The sequence below is a fragment of the Microbacterium sp. Y355 genome, from assembly GCF_059445345.1.
Genome location: NZ_JCAIUD010000001.1, coordinates 258,549 through 278,598 on the forward strand (window position 1 = coordinate 258,549; position 20,050 = coordinate 278,598).

Genomic DNA, 20,050 nt, shown 5'->3' on the forward strand with positions numbered 1-20,050 from the left:
ATCAGTTCACCCTCACTCGCGGGTCAAGAACGACGACCACGATGTCGGAGAGGATCGCTCCGAGCGCGGTCAGCAGGCCGGCGAAGGCGGCGACTGCGACCACACCGTTGATGTCGCTCTTCGTGATGGTCTCAATGAAGTATTTGCCCATGCCGTTCCAAGCGAAGATCGTCTCGGTGAGGATCGCGCCGGTGAACACCGCGGGGATGCTGAACGCAACCTGCGTAGCGACGGGGATGAGCGAAGTGCGCAGGGCGTGCTTGCGAATCGCCTGCGGCTTCGTGAGGCCCTTGGCGCGCGCAGTACGGACATAATCGGCGTTGATGTTGTCCAAGAGAAGCGAGCGCTGAAGGAAGTGCGTTCCTGCATAACCGACGATGACGAGGGCGATCGTGGGCAGGGTTATGTGTTGGAGTTTGTCTATAAGGACCGGGAAGAAACCCTCCACCCCCTTGCTGGCGGCGCCGGTCACGAAGAAGACGCGGATGCCGACAAGGTTGTTCAGGCCGATGGCCAGTAGCACCAAACCCAAGGCTGCGACGATGATGTTGATATTCATCGTGATGATCGAGGTCGCCTGACCGATGCGGTCGGCGAGCTTGTACTGCCGCGATGCCGTGTAGACGCCGAGCGCGATGCCGAGCACGGTCATGATGACCGTTGCGCCGAGCACAAGCTCTGCGCTGACCCACATGCGGTACGCAACCTGCTCGTTGACAGACCCGCCAGTCGGGCTCACGCCCCAGTCCCATCGGAAGAGAATTCCGCTGAACCAGTTCCACCACCGCTCCCAGATTGGGACGGAGTCGCTGAGGTTGCGAGGCTCGAGCAAATTGACGATCTGCTCTTCAGACAGTGGTGGGCGCCGACCGACGTAGTTGTTCCGCGGATTGAGGAAGCCCCAAGCCAGGAAGAACGTGATGTTGGTCGCGATCACGATCATCAACAGCCAGCCGAGGGTGCGGCGCAGGAGATACTTGATCAAGGTTTTGTCTTTCTCTATTACAGACGCTCTCGGGATCTGCCGACTGGGCGCTGAGTCGGGATGTAGTCAAGCATCTTCGACCCGTTTGTGCGACCGATCTCCCTCAAAACGACTGATACGGAGTCGGGAGGAATATGACACTCGGTTTCGCTGAGACCGTGTAGGGCAACCTCGCGAGACTATCACCGGTCTGCGCGAATCGAGGATTAGGACCTCCTGACCGTACAATCGACAGGACATGTCACCACGCGCTCTCACCCCGCTCGCGCCTGCCGCGACCCCGGCTTCGCAGATCCGCAATTTCTGCATCATTGCCCACATCGATCACGGCAAGTCGACCCTTGCCGACCGCATGCTCCAGATCACGGGCGTCGTCTCCGATCGCGATATGCGCGCACAGTATCTCGATCGGATGGATATCGAGCGTGAGCGCGGCATCACGATCAAGAGCCAGGCAGTGCGGATGCCGTGGGCAGACAGCGAGCAGACCTTCGCGCTGAACATGATCGACACCCCCGGCCACGTCGACTTCACCTACGAGGTGTCTCGTTCGTTGGCGGCCTGCGAGGGTGCGATCCTCCTTGTTGACGCGGCACAGGGCATCGAGGCGCAAACCCTCGCAAACCTCTACCTCGCGCTCGAGAACGACCTCAAGATCATCCCGGTGCTGAACAAGATCGACCTTCCGGCGGCAGATCCGGAGAAGTTCGCCAAGGAACTCGCGAACCTGATCGGCGGACGTCCGGAGGATGTGCTGCGGGTCTCGGGCAAGACCGGGGTCGGCGTCGAGGAATTGCTCGACCGGATCGTGCAGGAGATTCCGGCGCCGAAGGGTGACCCGGATGCCCCGGCGCGCGCGATGATCTTCGACTCCGTGTACGACTCCTACCGTGGCGTCGTCACCTATGTGCGCATGATCGACGGCAGCCTGGAGCCGCGCGAGCGCATTCAGATGATGTCGACGCACGCGAACCATGAACTTCTTGAGATCGGCGTGTCGAGCCCGGAGCCGGTGCCCACCAACGGACTCGGCGTCGGCGAAGTGGGCTACCTCATCACCGGGGTGAAAGATGTGCGCCTGTCCAAGGTCGGCGACACTGTGACCACCTCGCGGAAGCCGGCAACCGATGCTCTACCCGGCTACACCGACCCGAAACCGATGGTGTATTCGGGTCTCTACCCGATCGACGGCAGCGACTATGGCGACCTTCGTGAAGCCCTGGACAAGCTGAAGCTGTCGGATGCATCGCTCGCATATGAGCCAGAGACGTCGGTGGCGCTCGGCTTCGGTTTCCGCTGTGGATTCCTGGGGCTGCTGCACCTGGAGATCATCACTGAGCGGCTGTCCCGAGAATTCGATCTCGATCTCATCACCACTGCGCCGAGCGTGATTTACGAGGTCACCACGGACACCGGCGAAAAGGTGATTGTCACCAACCCGAGCGAGTACCCAGACGGGCGCGTCGCCTTCGTCACCGAGCCGATGGTGAAGGCCGCGATCCTGCTGCCGAAGGACTACGTCGGAACCGTGATGGAACTGTGCCAGTCGCGGCGCGGAACTCTGCTGGGCATGGAGTATTTCTCGGAGGACCGCGTCGAACTGCGCTACAACATGCCGCTCGGTGAGATCGTGTTCGACTTCTTCGATCATCTGAAATCGAAGACTCAGGGCTATGCAAGCCTCGACTACGAACCCTCGGGCCAGCAGGAGGCCGACCTCGTAAAGGTGGACGTGCTGCTGCAGGGCGAGGCAGTCGACGCGTTCAGCGCGATCGTGCATCGTGACAAGGCATACGCCTACGGCACGCTCATGACGGAGCGACTGCGCAAGCTCATTCCTCGCCAGAACTTCGAAGTCCCGATCCAGGCGGCCATCGGTGCGCGCATCATCGCCCGTGAGACGATTCGGGCCCTCCGCAAGGACGTGCTCGCCAAGTGCTACGGCGGTGACATCAGTCGTAAGCGCAAGCTGCTCGAGAAGCAGAAGGAGGGCAAGAAGCGTATGAAGATGGTCGGACGCGTCGAGGTTCCCCAGGAGGCGTTCATCGCAGCCCTCTCGGGTGACGTCGAAGGCAAAGAGAAGAAGTAGTGATGTGACCCCCGCGGCGAGTGGGGGTGATCACTCAGGTAACCCGAAGTAGTCTGGAACTCATGCGGCGCGGGACTTTCCGAGACGACACGGTTGATTATGCGGCCGTCGGGGCTACCCATGCCTCCGACCTGATGCAGTACCCGCCGGAGCGCAGTGTGCCGGCGGAGAATGCCTGGCGCCTGGGCAGCGGTGAAGACCGCTTCCGCACTGCGGGCGATGCACTCCTGTCTTGGACGGCTCAGCGGGCTGCTGGCCTCACCCTCGAGGATGTGCGCCCTGCCGCTGGACCGGCTTATGCCGGAGTTAGCTTTGACGCAGAGGGAAACCCCGTCGCGCCAAGCAAGCGCGAGGTCGAGCAGCGCTTCGATGCCGAGGGCACCCCGTTCGTGGGTGCCGGTATGACGTTGCGGCTGCGCGGACGCGTCTCAGGGATGCGCGCGGACGCAGAGCTTCGTGTGATCTCTGTCACAGAGGACGCTCGTCGGATCGGATTCGTGCTCGGCACGGTAGGTGGCTCGGTCGTCAGCGGCGAGGAACTGTTCGAGATCGACTGGCGCGAAGACAACGACGAGGTCTGGTTCACGGTTCGCGCATTCGACGCACCCAACTCGCTGCTCTATCGATTCGTGCCTGGGCTGGTGAAGCGCCGCCGTAAGGAGCTCTTCGCACGGTACCTGCGCGCAATCTCTCCGCTGTACACGACACCGCTCTGATGGCGGGTCCACTTCCGCTCGGGGATCCAGCGCCGTCAGATGGCCGATTTCCCGAAGATCTTCCTGTCGATCTGAGCATGCCGTTCTCGGCATATCTGCATGTGCCGTTCTGTCGGGTGCGCTGTGGCTACTGCGACTTCAATACATACACTTCGGGCGAGCTGCGCGGCGCACGGCAGGACGAATACGCCGATACGCTCGCGGTCGAGATCGCGCTGGCTCGACGTGTGCTGGCGGATGCTGGCGCGCTGCGACCCATGGACACCGTTTTCTTTGGTGGGGGCACGCCGACGCTGCTTCCGGCGGGCGACCTGGCTCGGATGCTGGACACTGCGGTGGACGCGTTCGGTCTGAGCGACGGCGCCGAGGTCACGGTCGAAGCAAACCCCGACACCGTGACGCCCGACGTCGTTCGCACACTGGTGGATGCGGGCGTCACCCGGCTCTCGGTGGGTATGCAGTCCGCTGTGCCGCATGTGCTCGCGGCGCTTGACCGCACGCACCAGCCAGAGAACGTCCGCACTGCAGTTGAAGCGGCGAAGGACGCAGGCCTCGCTGTCAGTGTCGATCTGATCTATGGCGCGCCGGGGGAGACTCTCGGCGATTGGGAGGCGTCGCTGGATGCCGCCCTCGAGCTGGAGCCCGATCACATCTCCGCGTACGCGCTGATCATCGAGGACGGCACGAAGCTTGCCCGTCAGATTCGTCGCGGTGAGGTGCCGACGCCTGACGATGATCTGCAGGCCGATATGTACGAGCTCCTCGACGCGCGTCTCGCCGCGGCAGGTTTCGACTGGTATGAGCTGAGCAACTGGGCGCGAAGCGCCGAGCAGCGGTCGCGCCACAACCTGGCGTACTGGCGCGGGAGCGACTGGTGGGGCTTCGGACCAGGGGCGCACAGCCACGTCGCTGGACTTCGTTGGTGGAATGTGAAGCATCCAGCAGCGTATGCGCAGCGCCTGGCGGCATCCGAATCGCCTGCCGCCGGAACAGAACGACCCGATGCCCAGGCTCACCTGCTCGAGCGAGTGCTGTTGGAAAGTCGACTCGCTGAGGGAATCGCGGTTACCGCTATTCCTTCTCAGAACCGCACCCGGGTGGCGGGGCTGATCGCCGATGGGATGGTAGACCCGGCGGCGGCGCTCAAGGGACGCATTCGTCTCACGTTGAAGGGGCGTCTCCTGGCTGACGCCGTGGTGCGCGAGCTCACTGACTAGCACTACGGGTAGAATTGGCACTCCGAGTATGTGAGTGCCAGACGGGAGGGCGAAAAATGGTCACTGAACGTGGACTTGAAGTCCTCCGAGCTATCGTGCAGGACTACGTCGAGACCCACGAGCCCGTTGGCAGCAGATCGATCGTCGATCGGCATTCCTTCGGCGTCTCAGCCGCGACAATCCGCAACGATATGGCGCTCCTCGAGGACGAAGAACTCATCGTCGCGCCGCACACCTCATCGGGGCGCGTGCCGACGGACAAGGGCTACCGGGTCTTTGTGGATCATCTCGCACAGTTGCGACCGCTCTCTGGATCCCAGCGCACTGCGATTGAGTCGTTCCTTGCCGATCCTGCCGATCTTGATGATCTGATGGCGCGGACCGTGCGCGTACTCACGCAGGTCACCGGGCAGGTTGCACTCGCGCAATACCCATCTTTCGCGCGTGCACATCTCACGCACATCGAGCTGGTGACGCTCGCGCCGAACAGACTGCTGGTGGTGCTCGTGACCGATGCCGGCGGTGTGTCGCAGCGCATCGCGGGGCTGCCGATCGAACTCGACGATGCTGATGTCGCCGTGCTTCGCGCTCGTCTGTCTGCGCTGCTGACCGGCCAATCAGTACGCGAGGCTACTGACCGAGTGCAGTCGATGATCACCACGCCCGACGCAACCCACACCGATATCGCGTTGCGCGTGGTGGCGGGCATCATCGGCGAGGAGCTGGCCGAGTTCCGTCAGGAGCGGCTGGTCATGGCAGGGGCGGCGACTCTGGCCAAGCGCGAACAGGACTTCCGCGGTAGCATCCATCCTCTCCTCGAAGCAATCGAGGAGCAGGTGACGCTCCTGCGGCTCATGAGCGAGATGGTGACCGACGAGCATGGTCTGGCGGCGAGTATCGGCACGGAGAACGAACCGTTCGGGCTGCCAGAGGCATCTATCGTCGCGAGCAACTATCTCACTCAGGGGGGCACTGCGCGCGTCGGCGTAATGGGCCCCACCCGGATGGACTATCCGAGTAATCTCGCTGCGGCACGGGCTGTCGCCCGTTACCTGTCACGGATGCTCGACGAAGACGAAGCGAGCCGCTGAAGCGGATTGCACGCGTGCACGCACACGCAGAAAGGTGATTGTGGCGGACCACTATGAGGTCCTCGGAGTGTCACGTGACGCAACGACGGACGAGATCAAGAAGTCGTATCGGAAGCTTGCACGGCAGCTGCACCCGGACGTGAACCCGGGAGACGACGCTGCTGAGAAGTTCAAGCTCGTAACCCACGCGTACGACGTGCTCAGCGATGACGACTCACGTCGCCGCTATGACATGGGCGGCGGTGACGGTGCCAACAACGGTGGCGGAGACTTCGGCGGGTTCGGAGGCTTTGGCGACATCTTCGAGACGTTCTTCGGCGCGCAGGGCGGTGGCCGCGGCGGTCGGCCTCGGTCACGCCGTGAGCGTGGGCAGGATGCGCTGGTGCGCGTCACCCTCGATCTCGGCGATGTCGTCTTCGGTGCGCACCGAGACATCGAGGTAGACACCGCGGTGCTGTGCGAGACGTGCAACGGTTCGTGCACGCAGCCGGGTACATCGCCGGTGACGTGCGACATCTGTGGCGGCTCTGGGCACGTGCAGCGTCAGGTGCGGAGCCTGCTCGGCAACGTCGTGACCTCACAGCCATGCGGCACCTGCGAGGGCTACGGCACAGTCATTCCGCATCCGTGCGGCACCTGTGCAGGTCAAGGACGCGTGCGCTCTCGCCGCACCGTCTCGCTGGATATTCCGGCCGGCGTCGAGACCGGTCTGCGCCTGCAGCTGCCCGGCTCCGGTGAGGTCGGCAAGGCGGGTGGGCCTCACGGCGACCTGTACGTCGAGGTCACTGTCTCGCCCCATGCAGCGTTCAGTCGCGATGGCGATGATCTGCTTGCAACGCTCGAAGTGTCGATGTCGGATGCGATTCTTGGCACCGAAACCTCGATCGACGGTCTGGATGGCCAGGTGGATCTGGAGATCCGGTCCGGCGTGCAGTCCGGTGATGTGCTCACGATCAAGGGCCGCGGGATCACGCCGTTGCGCGGAAATCAGCGTGGCGATCTGCGAGTCGGTGTGCAGGTGGTGACCCCGACGAAGCTCGATTCTGCGGAGCGTGCGCTGATCGAGGATTTCGCCAAGAAGCAGAAGGCGCCAGGGCCGCAGCTCGCACAGTTCCAGCAGGGGCTGTTCTCGAAGCTGCGCGATAGGTTCCGGCACTGATCGTCTGTTCGCTGATCTGAGTTTCTGAATCGGAGGCCTCGTGGCTCTGCACTTCCTCGTCGAGAGCTCGTCGACTGCCGCTATCGGCGACGTCGTGTCGTTGACCGGTGCTGAGGCCAAGCACGCGGCGGTCGTACGTCGGCTGCGCGTGGGGGAGTCGGTCACGATCGGTGATGGGTCCGGTGTGTGGCTCGAGGGCGCGGTCACCGATGTGTCGGCGTCGCGTGTTGACGTGCAGATCACTGAGCGCTCCGAGCAAGATGCTCCTGCGATCCGGCTGGTGCTTGCGCAGGCGCTGGCCAAGGGAGATCGTGATGAGCTTGCGGTGCAGGCGTCGTGCGAGCTCGGTGTAGACGAGGTCGTCCCGTGGCAGGCGTCGCGGAGCATCTCCCGCTGGGAGGGCCCGAAGGCGGTCAAGGGCCGCGAGCGTTGGGCGACGATCGTGCGTGAGGCTGCGAAGCAGGCGCATCGCTTCTGGGTACCCGAGGTGTCGGCGCCGCTCACCACTGCGCAGCTGATCGCACGCAACGAAGGACAGCGGATGCTGGTGCTCGACCCGACGGCGACCACGAGGCTGTCGTCGATCCGCGCGGATGAGCGAGACATCGTGCTCGTCGTCGGCCCGGAGGGCGGCATCGCACCCGAGGAGCTTTCGAAGTTCGAGACGGCTGGCGCAGAGCGCGTTCGACTGGGTGACACGGTGCTGCGCACATCTACCGCAGGCCCCGCAGCGATTGCTGTACTGTCGGCGGCGCTCGGCCGCTGGTGATGGTGTCTCAGGCCAAGGGATAAACGCCTCGCCTAAGATGGACATATGACGGAACCCTCGATCTTCACCCGCATCCTGGGCGGCGACATTCCCGGTGAGATCATCGCGTCGACCGATCGGCTCTTCGCCATCCGCGACATCTCACCGCAGGCGCCGGTGCACCTGCTTGTGATCCCCAAGACCGAGCAGTACCGTGACGTCGTCGAGCTTGCCGCTGGCGACCCCGCGCTGCTGGCCGAACTCATCGCGTTCGCGAACAAGATCGCGGCTGAGCACTCTGACGGTGATTTCCGCCTCGTGTTCAACACCGGTGCGAACGCGGGCCAGACGGTTTTCCACGTGCATGCGCACATCCTGGCCGGCGGTCTGACGGAGAAGAGCGTCGGTGCCTGAGCCCGAACAGAACAGCGTCACCGAACGCATCTACGTCGATGGTGTGGCCATGGTGCGCGTGCTCGGTGCACAGGACCGGCTGCTGAAGATGCTTGAAAAGGAGCACCCAGATGTACAGGTGCTCGTACGCGGCAATGAGATCACTCTCGCCGGAGACGCAGCGCGCGTCGCGGATGCCAAGACCCTCGTGGAGGAACTGCTCATCATGACCCGTGACGGCCACGATCTCGCGCCCAGTGACGTCGAAAGCTCGGCCCGGATGCTGCGCCAGGAAGACGGCCCGCGTCCGAGCGAGGTGCTCGGCGAAGCCATTCTGACCACGCGCGGCAAGGTGATCCGTCCGAAGACGCTCGGCCAAAAGGAGTACGTCGACGCGATCGAGGAAAACACGATCGTCTTCGGCATCGGCCCTGCCGGAACCGGGAAGACCTATCTTGCGATGGCGAAGGCAGTGCAGGCCCTTCAACGCAAGGAGGTCGCCCGCATCATTTTGACGCGTCCGGCCGTAGAGGCAGGGGAGCGGCTGGGGTTCCTTCCAGGGACCCTCAACGACAAGATCGATCCGTACCTGCGCCCGCTCTACGATGCGCTGAACGAGATGATGGATCCGGAGCTCGTGCCGCGCCTGATGGCGGCCGGAACGATCGAGGTCGCCCCGCTCGCATACATGCGAGGACGCACGCTCAACGATTCATTCGTGGTGTTGGATGAAGCGCAGAACACCACTCCCGAGCAGATGAAGATGTTCCTCACGCGCCTCGGATTCGGCACGAGGATGGTTGTCACCGGCGACATCACGCAGGTCGATCTGCCACAGGGAGCGTCAGGCCTCCGCCTGGTCACCCGCGTGCTCGACGACATCGAAGACATCCACTTCTCCCGCCTCACCAGCGCCGATGTCGTCCGGCACTCGCTGGTCGGCCGCATCGTCGACGCATACAGCGAGTACGACGAACAGCGCACGGCCGCCCGTCATGAGCGCGAACAGGCGGCGGAATTCGCAAGTCGTGCCGAGCGCCGCACGAACCAGCGCCCAGGACCACGGGATCGGTCGCCTAAACGAGGACACTCATCATGATCGAGATCAACAACGAGTCCGCCATCGCCATTGACGAGACTGTCCTGCAGCGGCTCACAGACTTCAACCTCGCCCAGCTGCACGTCAGCCCGGATGCTGAGGTCGCGATCGTCCTCGTCGATGAGGGTGCCATGGAGGCACTGCACGTGCAATGGATGGACGAGCCAGGCCCGACCGACGTGTTGAGCTTCCCGATGGACGAACTGCGCCCTGGTACTGAAGATCGCCCGACTCCACCAGGACTCCTCGGCGACATCGTGCTGTGCCCACAGGTCGCTGAGACACAGGCACAGGCCGCAGGCCACACTCTGATGGACGAGCTCATCCTGCTCACCACGCATGGACTCCTGCACCTGCTCGGCTACGATCACGCCGAACCCGACGAGGAGCGTGAGATGTTCGGGCTGCAGAAGGAACTGATTCAGGCTTTCGGGCACGCTGAACGCGGCCGATGACCGAAGTACTTCTCCTGCTCGCCGCGCTCCTGCTCGTGGCGTTCGGAGGCCTCACCGCTGCGACAGATGCTGCCTACGGCGTCACATCCCGTGCCGACCTCGCTGAAATGGCGCTCGAAGGTCGCAACGCCAAGACGCTGGCTCGAATCGGCGCTGACCTCGACGCGCATGTCAACGCAATCTCCTTCATTCGGGTGCTCGTTGAAGTGACGGCGGCCGTGTTCGTCACCGTCGCGTTCACGATCATGTTCGGAAACATCTGGTGGGCCATGCTTGCCGCGGCGATCCTGATGACCGGGATCACCTTCGTGCTCGTCGGCGCGAGTCCGAGGACGTTCGGCAGACAACACGCCGAAGGCATGATCCGCGGGACGGCCTCAATCGTGCGTGGTCTGCGTTTCATCCTCGGCCCCCTCGCGCAGGGTCTCGTCGTAATCAGCAATAGGGTCACCCCCGGCACCGGCCGCAGCTCGTTCGCCTCGGAGGATCAGCTGCTGAGCATGGTCGATGAGGCTGCCTCCAACGACCTGATTGAAGAAGACGATCGTGACCTCATTCACTCGGTTTTCGACTTCACCGATCAGTTCGTACGCGCCGTCATGGTGCCACGCACCGAGATGGTGACGGTCGATGCCGAGGCCACGACCGATGAGGCCATGTCGCTGTTCCTTAACCGTGGTGTCTCCCGGATCCCTGTGGTTGACGATGAAGCGGATGACGTCGTCGGTGTGCTGTACCTGAAGGATCTCGTGCAGTTCGCGTATCGCGACGATGCAGCGTGGCGCGCAGCATCCGTTCGCCCCATCGCTCGGCCGGCCACCTTCGTGCCGGAATCGATGCGCGCGGAGACGCTGCTGCAGCAGATGAAGCGCGACGCCGTGCATGTGTGTCTGGTGATCGATGAGCATGGCGGAATTTCCGGACTCGTCACTTTGGAAGACTTGATCGAAGAGCTCGTTGGCGAGATAGCCGATGAGTACGACCACGCGGCGGCAGAAGTGGTAGACCTCGGCGACGGACGTTATCGCGTCAGCGCGCGCCTCTCGCTCGACGACGTAGGCGACCTGTTCGGCATCGAGCTCGAGGATGAGGACGTCGACTCAATCGGTGGGCTGCTCGGTAAGGCCGTTGACCAGATCCCGCAGCCTGGGGTCACCGCGACGATAGACGGACTGGTCCTGACCGGCGGCGCCTCGCGCGGCCGCGGTCGGGGAATCGCCACGGTATTCGTGGAACGCGCCGCTGGCGCAACAGAGGAGACAGACCATGACTGAGACCAACCGCAGTGGATTCGTGACCTTCGTCGGGCGTCCCAACGTCGGAAAGTCCACGTTGACGAACGCACTGGTCGGCGAGAAGATCGCCATCACCAGTGAGAAGCCCCAGACGACCAGGCGCGCCATCCGCGGCATCCTGAACCGTCCTTCAGGGCAGCTGGTGATCGTCGACACCCCTGGCATTCACAAGCCGCGCACGCTGCTGGGTGAACGGCTCAACGACCTGGTTGAGCAGGTGCTTGGCGATGTCGACGTGATCGGATTCTGCGTTCCCGCGACCGAGAAGGTCGGCCCAGGTGATCGGCGGATCGCCGCCTCGCTGGACGGCTACTCGCGCGCCAAGAAGGTCGCGATCGTCACGAAGACGGATGCCGCAACCCGCGAGCAGATCACCGCGCGTCTGCTGGAGGTTGACGCACTGCGTGAAGACTGGGACGCGGTCATCCCGCTGTCGGCGCTTGGCCGGGAGCAACTCGATGTGCTCACCGACGAGATTCTTCGGCTGCTGCCGGAGGGCCCGGCGCTGTACCCGGAGGGGATAACCACAGATGAGTCGCTCGAGGATCGAGTGGCGGAAATGATCCGCGAAGCGGCTCTTGAGGGTGTGCGCGATGAGCTTCCGCACTCGATCGCCGTTGTCATCGATGACATCGCGGCAAGGGAGGGAACAGACCTCACCGACGTGCACGCGCAGATCGTCGTCGAGCGCGACAGCCAGAAGGCGATCATCATCGGCCACAAGGGCAAGCGCCTGGCTGATGTTGGAAAGCGCGCCCGTGTCGGTATCGAAGAGCTCATCGGCACACGAGTCTTCCTCGGCCTGCACGTAAAGGTCGCTAAGGAATGGCAGCGCGACCCGAAGCAGCTGGGGCGCCTCGGGTTCTGACATGGTGACGGGGACAGGTGTGGACAGACACTGGATCGCGACCGAGTGGGGGACGCCGGATACCTGGTCGTTCGTCGAGTACGACGTGCCCGCGCCTGGTCCCGGCGAGATCACTGTCCGTGTGCACGCAGCGGGGATGAACCCGGCCGACTACAAGCACGTCACTATGCCCCGTGCGGATGCTGTGCTTCCCGTGCCGATCGGATACGAGGTGTCGGGGGAGATCACCGCGATCGGACCGGACACGAGGATCGGCTCTGGCGCCGCACAGATCGGTGACGAGGTAATAGCGTTCCGCGTACGGGGCGGATACGCCACCGCGCTGACGATCCCTGCGGAGAAGGCCTTCGCGAAGCCCACCACGCTGACTCACGCGGCTGCGGCGAACCTGTTGCTGGCAGGCACGACGGCCGCCGAGATGCTAGCTGTCACCGCGGCGGCTGCGGGCGAGACAATTCTGCTGCACGGGGCATCCGGAGCCGTCGGTGTCAGCGTGCTGCAACAGGCGGCGCACCGAGGCATCCGCGTGATCGGTACGGCGAGCGAGGCGCGATTCGATGAGGTGCGTCGATTCGGCGGCATCCCGGTTACGTATGGCGCTGGTCTTGCCGACCGAGCGCGTGCTGCCGCCGATGGCGAGATCGCGGCGGCGCTGGATGCCGTTGGCACCGACGAGGCCGTGGACGTGTCACTCGAGCTTGTCGCCGACCGCTCGAGAATCGTCACGATCGCCGCGGCGCAGCGCGCGCAGCAGGACGGCATCCGCTGGATTGTGGGCTCGCTGCCGGAGAGCACGCGCTTCCGTGACAGCATCCGCGGCGAACTCGCCGATCTGGCACAGCGCGGACTTCTCGAGGTCCCTGTCGCGCGCACGTACCCTTTGACCGAGGCGCAGGCCGCTCTCGCGTTCCTCAGGGACGGTCACCCGGGCGGGAAGCTCGCCCTCATTCCGTGAACTGATGGCTGGCCGCCCCGGGAGCGGCTACTCGATCGCGACGGCCCAGAGCGCGGAACGAATGACCACGACACCTCGGCCGAAATCGGCGTCAGCCGCCTTCTGCAGAGTGCCATCGTCCCAGACGACGTCGACGACGAGATAGCCGCCTTCCGTGCCGCTGGAGAGAAACACGTCGGGGCCGAGTAGTTCACTGATCGTCTCCTGGATCGTAGCGAGCTCTTTCGCGCTTGCAGCTCCTGAGACCCCAACGACCGGCTCTGGCCGAGGGATTGGATCGTACAGGTCGAGTGGGATCGCGCCATCGCTGGGAGTGAAACTCGTGCCGTCGTAGCTTCCCGGCATCCCGTACTGGCCCCACCGAGTGTTTCCAGACTCATCGTCGGGCAGCAGCAGGTCCGTCCATTCCCAGCCCACAAGAGGGACGCCGACACACTGCGGAGGATACGACTCCATAATGGCGCCGAGGCACAGCTTGGCATTTCCGTCTACGTCGATGACGGTGCCAGTCGCAATAAGCACAAGTCCGGGCGGGGTTGGACGCTGGGTTGCCAAGCTGTAGTCGGTGTCCGGAACGCTCGGTGTGGGGGGACTCCACACCCGCAGAACAACCAGTCAGAAGCAAGAGAATGCTGAGGCCGCCGAGCGCGACGGTGCGTATGGCGATCGTGCGAGCGGGCGCGGTGTCCATACCCTCCAGTGTCGCAAACAGCACGATCGTCTCATCTCCGCGCGGACAGCGCCGTCGAGGCATCCCCTGATTTGGTGAGAGGCATGCGTGCGGGTGTACGCTGAGGCCATGCATTTCGGCGGTCTGCTTCTTCTTAGTCGCCGCGACGAGTCCTAACAGCTAGGGCCTTTCTCGTCGCGGCGCTTGTGTTGGCCTGACCATTAGACGAAGAGAAGAAGCCCATCATGCAGAACTCCCAGCGCCCGTCCACGATGCCGGTCCACAAGTATCGGCCGTACCACGAGCAGATTGCCGTCGATCTTCCTGATCGCACCTGGCCGTCCCAGCGCATCACCGAAGCGCCCCGTTGGTGTGCCGTTGACCTCCGTGACGGAAACCAAGCTCTCATCGACCCGATGTCGCCCGAGCGAAAGCGCGTCATGTTCCAGCTGCTTGTGGACATGGGCTACAAGGAGATCGAGGTCGGATTCCCGTCCGCGAGCCAGACCGACTTCGACTTCGTACGTCAGCTGATCGAAGAGCACCTCATTCCGGATGACGTGACCATCCAGGTGCTGACTCAGGCTCGCGAACACCTCATCGAGCGCACCTACGAGTCGATTGCAGGTGCCAAGCAGGCCATCGTTCACCTGTACAACTCGACCAGCATCCTGCAGCGCGACGTCGTGTTCCGCACCGATAAGCAGGGCATCATCGACATCGCGCTCGAAGGTGCTCGGCTGTGCCGCGAATACGAGAAGCGCATCCCCGAGACGCAGGTCTTCTACGAGTACTCGCCGGAGAGCTACACCGGCACAGAGCTCGAGTTCGCCCTCGACATCTGCAACCAGGTGATCGAGGTCTTCGAGCCGACGCCGGAGCGCAAGGTCATCATCAACCTGCCTGCCACGGTAGAGATGGCGTCTCCCAACGTTTACGCCGACTCGATCGAGTGGATGAGCCGTCGGCTCGCGCACCGGGAGAACATCATCCTGTCGCTGCACCCGCACAACGACCGCGGCACCGCCATCGCAGCCGCAGAGCTCGGCTACATGGCCGGCGCTGACCGCATCGAAGGATGCCTGTTCGGCAACGGCGAGCGCACCGGCAACGTCGACATCGTCGCGCTGGGCATCAACCTGTTTACTCAGGGGATCGACCCGCAGATCGACTTCAGCGACATCGACCAGGTCAAGCGCACGGTCGAGTACTGCAACCAGCTGCCGGTGCCAGAGCGCAGCCCGTGGGCCGGAGACCTCGTGTTCACCGCGTTCAGCGGATCGCACCAAGATGCGATCAAGAAGGGCTTCGAGGCGATGGCCGCCACAGCCGAGGCCGCTGGCAAGACCGTCGATGACATCGAATGGGCTGTGCCGTATCTGCCTATCGACCCGAAGGACCTCGGTCGCTCCTACGAGGCGGTCATCCGCGTGAACTCGCAGTCCGGCAAGGGCGGCGTCGCCTACCTGCTGAAGACCGACCACGCGATCGATCTGCCGCGCAAGCTCCAGATCGAATTCTCCGGTGTCGTGCAGTCCAAGACCGACTCTGAGGGTGGCGAGGTCACAAGCGACCAGATCTGGTCGATCTTCAACGATGAGTATCTGCCGGCCGACGACGCCGAGGCCAAGTGGGGCCGGTTCGAGCTGCTCGCGACGCAGACGCGCAGCGACATGTCGGGTGAAGTCGTGCTCGACGTCACTCTCCGCGACGATGAGCAGCAGGTGGCAGTCGCAGGCCAGGGCAACGGGCCGATTGCCGCGTTCGTCGAGGTGCTGCGCGCGCAGGGCTTCGACATCACGGTCTACGACTACGTCGAGCACGCTCTCAGCTCCGGCGGCGACGCGCAGGCTGCGGCCTACGTCGAACTGCAGGTGGGCGACCAGCGTCTGTGGGGCGTCGGCATCGACGGAGACATCTCTACGGCATCCCTCAAGGCGATTGTGTCTGGCGTGAACCGCTCGATCCGCACCCGCGAGCTCGCCACCGTCTGAGGATCACCGCCGCGCGGCGCTGCGCCTGCCGGGTGGCGCAGATGGCCGCTTTAATGGCAGTCAGGCGACGATGTGCGACCCCTTCCGGGCTGGTGTGCTGGTGGGATCCGTAGCGGGTGGCGCAGATGGCCGCTTTGGTGGCAGTCAGGCGGCCAAATGCGACCCCTGCCGGGGGACAGCGCGCTCGTCAGCTCTCGGAGGGCTTCACGATCGGGATTGCTGCCGTCTCTGCCGCTACTCTGCGGCGGTAGAGACGGCGCTGTTCCGGCAGTGACAGGTCGAAAATCACCGCGAGCACGCGGATCACGGCGGTCACGATGAGCCCGATGACGCCGGCGAGCGTGAGGCCGACGCCGAACGCGTGCACCGTCACGATCACCGTGCAGCCGAGAGCAGCGGCAATGGCGTAGAGAGATCCCACGTGCATGATCGCGACGGGCAGCCCCATGATCACGTCGCGCAGGATGCTACCGCCGACGGCGGCGCACACGCCGATGAAGACTGCAGGTACTTCCGGAACACCCAGTCCGAGTGCCTTGCTGGTGCCAAAAGCGCCGAACATACCGATGACCACGGCATCGAGACCCACGATGATCGCATTCGCACGGTTGAGAAGACCGGCAAGCAACATGCCGAACAGGGCAGCACCGGCGGCGGTGATGAGATACCAATTGTTCTGGAGCGTCGCCGGTGGCTGTCCCAACAGCAGGTCGCGGATAAGGCCGCCACCCATTCCGATCAGGATGCCGATGATGGCGACGCCGAGAAGATCGAGGCGCCGCTGCCCTTGGAAGCCTGAGGCGAACATTGCGCCCTGGATGCCGCCGAGGCCGACGCCGAGAAGGTCCGCCCAGAGCGGAATGGTGAAGAGCGGTTCGGTCACACGTCCATTCTGTCCCGCGCGGAGGATAATCGAGGGGTGCCCACCTATCGAGATGAAGCGGTGATCTTGCGCACTCACAAACTCGGTGAGGCAGATCGCATCGTCACCATGCTCTCTCGTCGCAATGGCAAGATCCGCGCTGTCGCGAAGGGCGTGCGGCGCACCTCGTCAAAGTTCGGCTCACGACTCGAGCCGTTCATGGTCGCGGACGTGCAGCTGTATCAGGGACGTTCACTCGATATTGTGCAGCAGGCGGAATCACTCGGTGCGTACGGCAGCGAGATCGCGGCGCACTATGACCGCTTCACTTCTGCGAATGTCATGGTCGAGACAGCCGATCGCTTGAGTGAAGCCGAGGCCACACCCGAGCAGTATCTGCTGCTGGTCGGGGGCCTACGTGCGCTCTCTCGTGGCGAGCACGCTCCGCGAAGCATCCTGGATTCCTACCTGCTGCGCGTGATGGCGCTGTCGGGCTGGGCGCCTTCGCTGAATGACTGTGCCCGATGCGCGGCACCTGGTCCGCACCGAAACTTCGTAGGGCAGCTCGGTGGGCAGGTGTGCGCGAACTGCGCTCCGGCAGGCAGCCCCAAGGTTGTGGACTCGACGCTGCAGTTGCTGCGGTCATTGATGCGTGGCGAGTGGGATGCCGTGGATGCGGCAGCTCACTCCGACACCGCTGCGGCCTCTGGTCTCATCTCGGCGTATGTGCAGTTCCATCTGGAGCGCGGCATCCGCTCGCTCTCCCACGTCTCCGAATCGCCTTGAGAGGGAAGCCGTTGCCCCCGAAGCCTTACACGCACAAGGATGCCGTCGCGTATCGCCCGTTGGATTGGACCGGCATCCATCCGCCTGCGTTTCCCAAGGTGCCAGAGCATGTGGCAATCGTCATGGATGGCAACGGTCGTTGGGCGAACCGCCGAGGGCTCAACCGCATCGAAGGTCACAAAGCCGGAGAAGAGGTACTCCTCGATGTGGTGGCCGGCGCCATTCAGGCCGGAGTCAAGCACCTGAGCGTGTACGCCTTCTCGACAGAGAATTGGGCGCGATCACCTGAGGAAGTGCGCTTCCTCATGGGATACAACCGGGACGTGTTGCACCGGCGCCGTGACCAGCTCAATGAGTGGGGTGTGCGCGTGCGCTGGGCCGGGCGGAAACCTCGACTGTGGGGCTCGGTGATTAAAGAGCTGCAGCGCGCAGAAGAGCTCACGCGCGACAACGACGTGCTGACGCTCACCATGTGTGTGAACTATGGCGGGCGGGTCGAACTCGTCGACGCGATGCGTCAGATCGCCGGGGACGTCGCTGCGGGCAAGATCAAGCCGAGTGCGATCAGCGAGAAGATGATCCGTCGGAATCTTTATGTGCCAGACATGCCCGATGTCGATCTGTTCCTACGTAGTTCGGGGGAGCAGCGCACCTCGAACTTCCTGTTGTGGCAGTCCGCCTACGCCGAGATGGTCTTCCTCGACACGCTCTGGCCGGACTTCTCGCGCGCAGAGCTGTGGCGCGCGATCGAAGTTTATGTGTCCAGAGATCGCCGCTTCGGCGGTGCGGTGGACGTGCCAGACGCTTCCTGATCTCGTTGAAGCGCGGCCAGCCACCGCTCCGTCTCACGCGGATGCCGCAGTCGCACGATCGTCAGGTGCGGGAAATCGGCCTCGATCCCCGGCATCCGCTCGTCCCATTTGTATCGGGTGTTCTTCTGCCAGTCGAGAATATTCTCGTCTCCGCGAATGGTGAGCGCTTGCCACAGATTCGGCTCGAGATTGCCGTTCCATAGTTTCGTGCGCAAGATGCGGCGCTTCATGGTGCGACGCATGAGCCTCCGCCGAACGAGCGGGTACGGGTAGTCCATCCAGACGAGCACATCAGCGCGGACTGGCAGGATCGCGTCGGTGCCTTTGCTGGTGTACTGCCATTCGGTGACCCAACGATCCGTGGCGGCGAATGCGCGCACATCGTCGAGGAACTCCGGACGCGGGGTCCAGTTCGGCCCGTGGTACAGAGCATCAAGCTCGTAATGCACGAGGCCCCAGCGGTTGGCGATCCGCCCTGCCAGCGTCGTCTTACCCGCACCAGTGATGCCCGCGACCAGCACACGTTGCGCAGCGATGGGCAGTGAGTCGTCGGCGGTAAGCACTCGAAGATGCTACCAACGGAATACTCAGGGACCGATCGTCGTTGAGCCTGTTGTGAGTAACCCCATTTCGATAGACATCTGGTCCGACATCGCCTGCCCCTGGTGCTACATCGGCAAGCGCAATCTTGAACGGGGTCTCGCTGCCACAGCATCCGATGAAGATGCCCCCGAGGTCAACATCACCTTCCACTCCTTTGAACTTTCACCCGATACTCCCGTCGATTTCGACGGTGATGAAATCGACTTCCTCTCCGGGCACAAAGGCATGCCCCGCGAGCAGGTCGTGCAGATGCTCGACAACGTCACGAACGTCGCGAAGAACGCCGACCTGGAGTACCGCTTCGACCTGCTCAAGCACACGAACACTGTCAAGGCGCACGAACTTCTCCACCATGCCAAGGCAGAGGGCATGCAGCTCGAGATGGAAGAGCGCCTGATGTCCGCGTACTTCGTCGAGGGCAAGCATGTCGGACGGATCGACGATCTTATCGAGCTCGCCGTCGAGGTCGGTTTGGATGCCGACGCCGCTCGTGACGCGCTGAACAACGACAAGTACCTGCCCGCTGTCCGCCAGGACCAGGCGCAGGCAACGGCATACGGCATCCAGGGTGTGCCGTTCTTCGTCATCGACGGCCAGTACGGTATCTCGGGCGCTCAGCCACCGGAGACGTTCGAGAACGTGCTGCGCGACCTGTGGTCCAAGCGCGGCGAGTCAGAGGACGATGTCCTTGTGACTGAGGAAGCCGCCGGCTAGCGGATGAGGGCGCCCTCGATCGCCGTGACGATTTCGGGGGCGTCCGGCTTCTGCTTCGGGCGGAACCGCTTTACAGAGCCGTCGGGCAGGACAAGGAACTTCTCGAAGTTCCACTCCACGCGGCCGGCCTTGCCGCCGGCATCCGGTGCAGTTTTGAGCGCCTTATAGAGTTCCGAGGCGTTTCGGCCGTTGACCTTGACCTTGTCATTGACCGGAAAGCTCACCCCATACGTGGTCGAGCAGAACTCGAGAATCTGTTCGAGCGAGCCCGGCTCCTGCCCCATGAACTGATTGCTCGGAAAACCGACCACGCTGAAGCCACGTTCGCCATAAGCGCGCTGCAACTGTTCGAGCTGCTCGTACTGCGGCGTGAGGCCGCATTTCGATGCAACGTTGACGACGAGCAGCACATCGGCGCCGAAGTCATCGAGTGTCTTTTCAGCACCCTGGGCATCCGTGAACGGGATCTGGCGCAGCGCGGAATCGGTCATATCCACAGCCTATGACGCGTTGAGGCTGCACAGGCCGAGAGGTGGGAG

Annotated in this window: 21 protein-coding genes; 16 read left to right on the forward strand and 5 right to left on the reverse strand. The window is 63.5% G+C overall.

All coding sequences use genetic code 11. From position 1 onward, the window contains the following. Position 1 precedes the first annotated feature (1 nt). Positions 2–985 carry an ABC transporter permease gene (locus AC1C2O_RS01295; RefSeq protein ID WP_495428622.1) on the reverse strand — a complete coding sequence of 328 codons (984 nt, stop codon included), beginning with the start codon at positions 983–985 and terminating at the stop codon, positions 2–4. Between the two features lie 238 nt (positions 986–1,223). Here AC1C2O_RS01295 and lepA point away from each other — a divergent pair, with 238 nt between their 5' ends. The 12 genes from lepA (at position 1,224) to AC1C2O_RS01355 (ending at position 13,070) form a co-directional block, all read left to right on the forward strand. Beyond that, positions 1,224–3,074 (forward strand): translation elongation factor 4, encoded by a 1,851-nt coding sequence (gene lepA, locus AC1C2O_RS01300; RefSeq protein WP_495428623.1) that lies wholly within the window; start codon positions 1,224–1,226, stop codon positions 3,072–3,074. Positions 3,075–3,136: 62 nt separating this feature from the next. Further along, on the forward strand, positions 3,137–3,790 hold the full coding sequence (locus AC1C2O_RS01305) for a DUF1990 domain-containing protein (RefSeq protein ID WP_495428624.1): 654 nt from the start codon (positions 3,137–3,139) through the stop codon (positions 3,788–3,790). After that, entirely contained in the window at positions 3,790–5,007 is a 1,218-nt protein-coding gene (gene hemW / locus AC1C2O_RS01310) for a radical SAM family heme chaperone HemW (protein WP_495428625.1), read from the forward strand. Before AC1C2O_RS01305 ends, hemW begins: the two co-directional genes overlap by 1 nt. Before the next feature lie 56 nt (positions 5,008–5,063). Next, the gene (hrcA, locus tag AC1C2O_RS01315) at positions 5,064–6,098 is read left to right on the forward strand and encodes a heat-inducible transcriptional repressor HrcA (protein ID WP_495428626.1); all 1,035 of its coding nucleotides are present in this window, start codon (positions 5,064–5,066) and stop codon (positions 6,096–6,098) included. 40 nt (positions 6,099–6,138) lie between these two features. Continuing rightward, positions 6,139–7,257 carry a molecular chaperone DnaJ gene (gene dnaJ, locus AC1C2O_RS01320; RefSeq protein WP_495428627.1) on the forward strand — a complete coding sequence of 373 codons (1,119 nt, stop codon included), beginning with the start codon at positions 6,139–6,141 and terminating at the stop codon, positions 7,255–7,257. A gap of 40 nt (positions 7,258–7,297) precedes the next feature. Beyond that, positions 7,298–8,026: a 16S rRNA (uracil(1498)-N(3))-methyltransferase gene (locus AC1C2O_RS01325; protein WP_495428628.1), complete on the forward strand. Its 729-nt coding sequence runs from the start codon at positions 7,298–7,300 to the stop codon at positions 8,024–8,026. Positions 8,027–8,071: 45 nt separating this feature from the next. Next, complete coding sequence (locus AC1C2O_RS01330; protein WP_495428629.1) at positions 8,072–8,419, forward strand: HIT domain-containing protein; 348 nt, start codon at positions 8,072–8,074, stop codon at positions 8,417–8,419. A 49-nt stretch (positions 8,420–8,468) separates the two neighbouring features. Beyond that, a complete protein-coding gene (locus AC1C2O_RS01335; protein ID WP_495431638.1) occupies positions 8,469–9,497 on the forward strand; it encodes a PhoH family protein in 1,029 nt (342 codons plus the stop codon). Beyond that, positions 9,491–9,952: an rRNA maturation RNase YbeY gene (ybeY, locus tag AC1C2O_RS01340; RefSeq protein WP_495431639.1), complete on the forward strand. Its 462-nt coding sequence runs from the start codon at positions 9,491–9,493 to the stop codon at positions 9,950–9,952. Before AC1C2O_RS01335 ends, ybeY begins: the two co-directional genes overlap by 7 nt. Then, the gene (locus tag AC1C2O_RS01345) at positions 9,949–11,226 is read left to right on the forward strand and encodes a hemolysin family protein (protein WP_495428630.1); all 1,278 of its coding nucleotides are present in this window, start codon (positions 9,949–9,951) and stop codon (positions 11,224–11,226) included. The genes ybeY and AC1C2O_RS01345 overlap by 4 nt, the downstream gene beginning before the upstream one ends. After that, a complete protein-coding gene (era, locus tag AC1C2O_RS01350; RefSeq protein WP_495428631.1) occupies positions 11,219–12,115 on the forward strand; it encodes a GTPase Era in 897 nt (298 codons plus the stop codon). Before AC1C2O_RS01345 ends, era begins: the two co-directional genes overlap by 8 nt. Before the next feature lies 1 nt (position 12,116). Further along, positions 12,117–13,070, forward strand: a complete 954-nt coding sequence (locus tag AC1C2O_RS01355) for an NADP-dependent oxidoreductase (RefSeq protein WP_495428632.1) — start codon at positions 12,117–12,119, stop codon at positions 13,068–13,070. 27 nt (positions 13,071–13,097) lie between these two features. On the opposite strand, the gene AC1C2O_RS01360 is transcribed toward AC1C2O_RS01355, so the two are convergent. Beyond that, positions 13,098–13,592 (reverse strand): hypothetical protein, encoded by a 495-nt coding sequence (locus AC1C2O_RS01360; RefSeq protein WP_495428633.1) that lies wholly within the window; start codon positions 13,590–13,592, stop codon positions 13,098–13,100. A 393-nt stretch (positions 13,593–13,985) separates the two neighbouring features. Here AC1C2O_RS01360 and leuA point away from each other — a divergent pair, with 393 nt between their 5' ends. Further along, positions 13,986–15,734, forward strand: coding sequence for a 2-isopropylmalate synthase (leuA, locus tag AC1C2O_RS01365; protein WP_495428634.1), 1,749 nt, complete (start codon positions 13,986–13,988; stop codon positions 15,732–15,734). 187 nt (positions 15,735–15,921) lie between these two features. Here the strand turns inward: leuA and AC1C2O_RS01370 are convergent, their stop codons facing one another. Beyond that, entirely contained in the window at positions 15,922–16,617 is a 696-nt protein-coding gene (locus AC1C2O_RS01370; protein WP_495428635.1) for a trimeric intracellular cation channel family protein, read from the reverse strand. Between the two features lie 36 nt (positions 16,618–16,653). Between AC1C2O_RS01370 and recO the strand changes: the two genes are divergently transcribed. Together recO and AC1C2O_RS01380 are read left to right on the forward strand one after the other, a co-directional pair. Further along, positions 16,654–17,382, forward strand: a complete 729-nt coding sequence (gene recO, locus AC1C2O_RS01375) for a DNA repair protein RecO (RefSeq protein WP_495428636.1) — start codon at positions 16,654–16,656, stop codon at positions 17,380–17,382. 11 nt (positions 17,383–17,393) lie between these two features. Then, positions 17,394–18,194, forward strand: a complete 801-nt coding sequence (locus tag AC1C2O_RS01380) for an isoprenyl transferase (protein WP_495428637.1) — start codon at positions 17,394–17,396, stop codon at positions 18,192–18,194. Here the strand turns inward: AC1C2O_RS01380 and AC1C2O_RS01385 are convergent. Then, complete coding sequence (locus AC1C2O_RS01385; RefSeq protein WP_495428638.1) at positions 18,137–18,757, reverse strand: P-loop NTPase family protein; 621 nt, start codon at positions 18,755–18,757, stop codon at positions 18,137–18,139. The genes AC1C2O_RS01380 and AC1C2O_RS01385 overlap by 58 nt on opposite strands. A gap of 52 nt (positions 18,758–18,809) precedes the next feature. On the opposite strand from AC1C2O_RS01385, the gene AC1C2O_RS01390 reads away from it, so the two are divergent. After that, on the forward strand, positions 18,810–19,511 hold the full coding sequence (locus AC1C2O_RS01390) for a DsbA family oxidoreductase (RefSeq protein ID WP_495428639.1): 702 nt from the start codon (positions 18,810–18,812) through the stop codon (positions 19,509–19,511). On the opposite strand, the gene AC1C2O_RS01395 is transcribed toward AC1C2O_RS01390, so the two are convergent. Continuing rightward, complete coding sequence (locus tag AC1C2O_RS01395; RefSeq protein ID WP_495428640.1) at positions 19,508–20,002, reverse strand: glutathione peroxidase; 495 nt, start codon at positions 20,000–20,002, stop codon at positions 19,508–19,510. The genes AC1C2O_RS01390 and AC1C2O_RS01395 overlap by 4 nt on opposite strands. Positions 20,003–20,050: the final 48 nt, after the last annotated feature.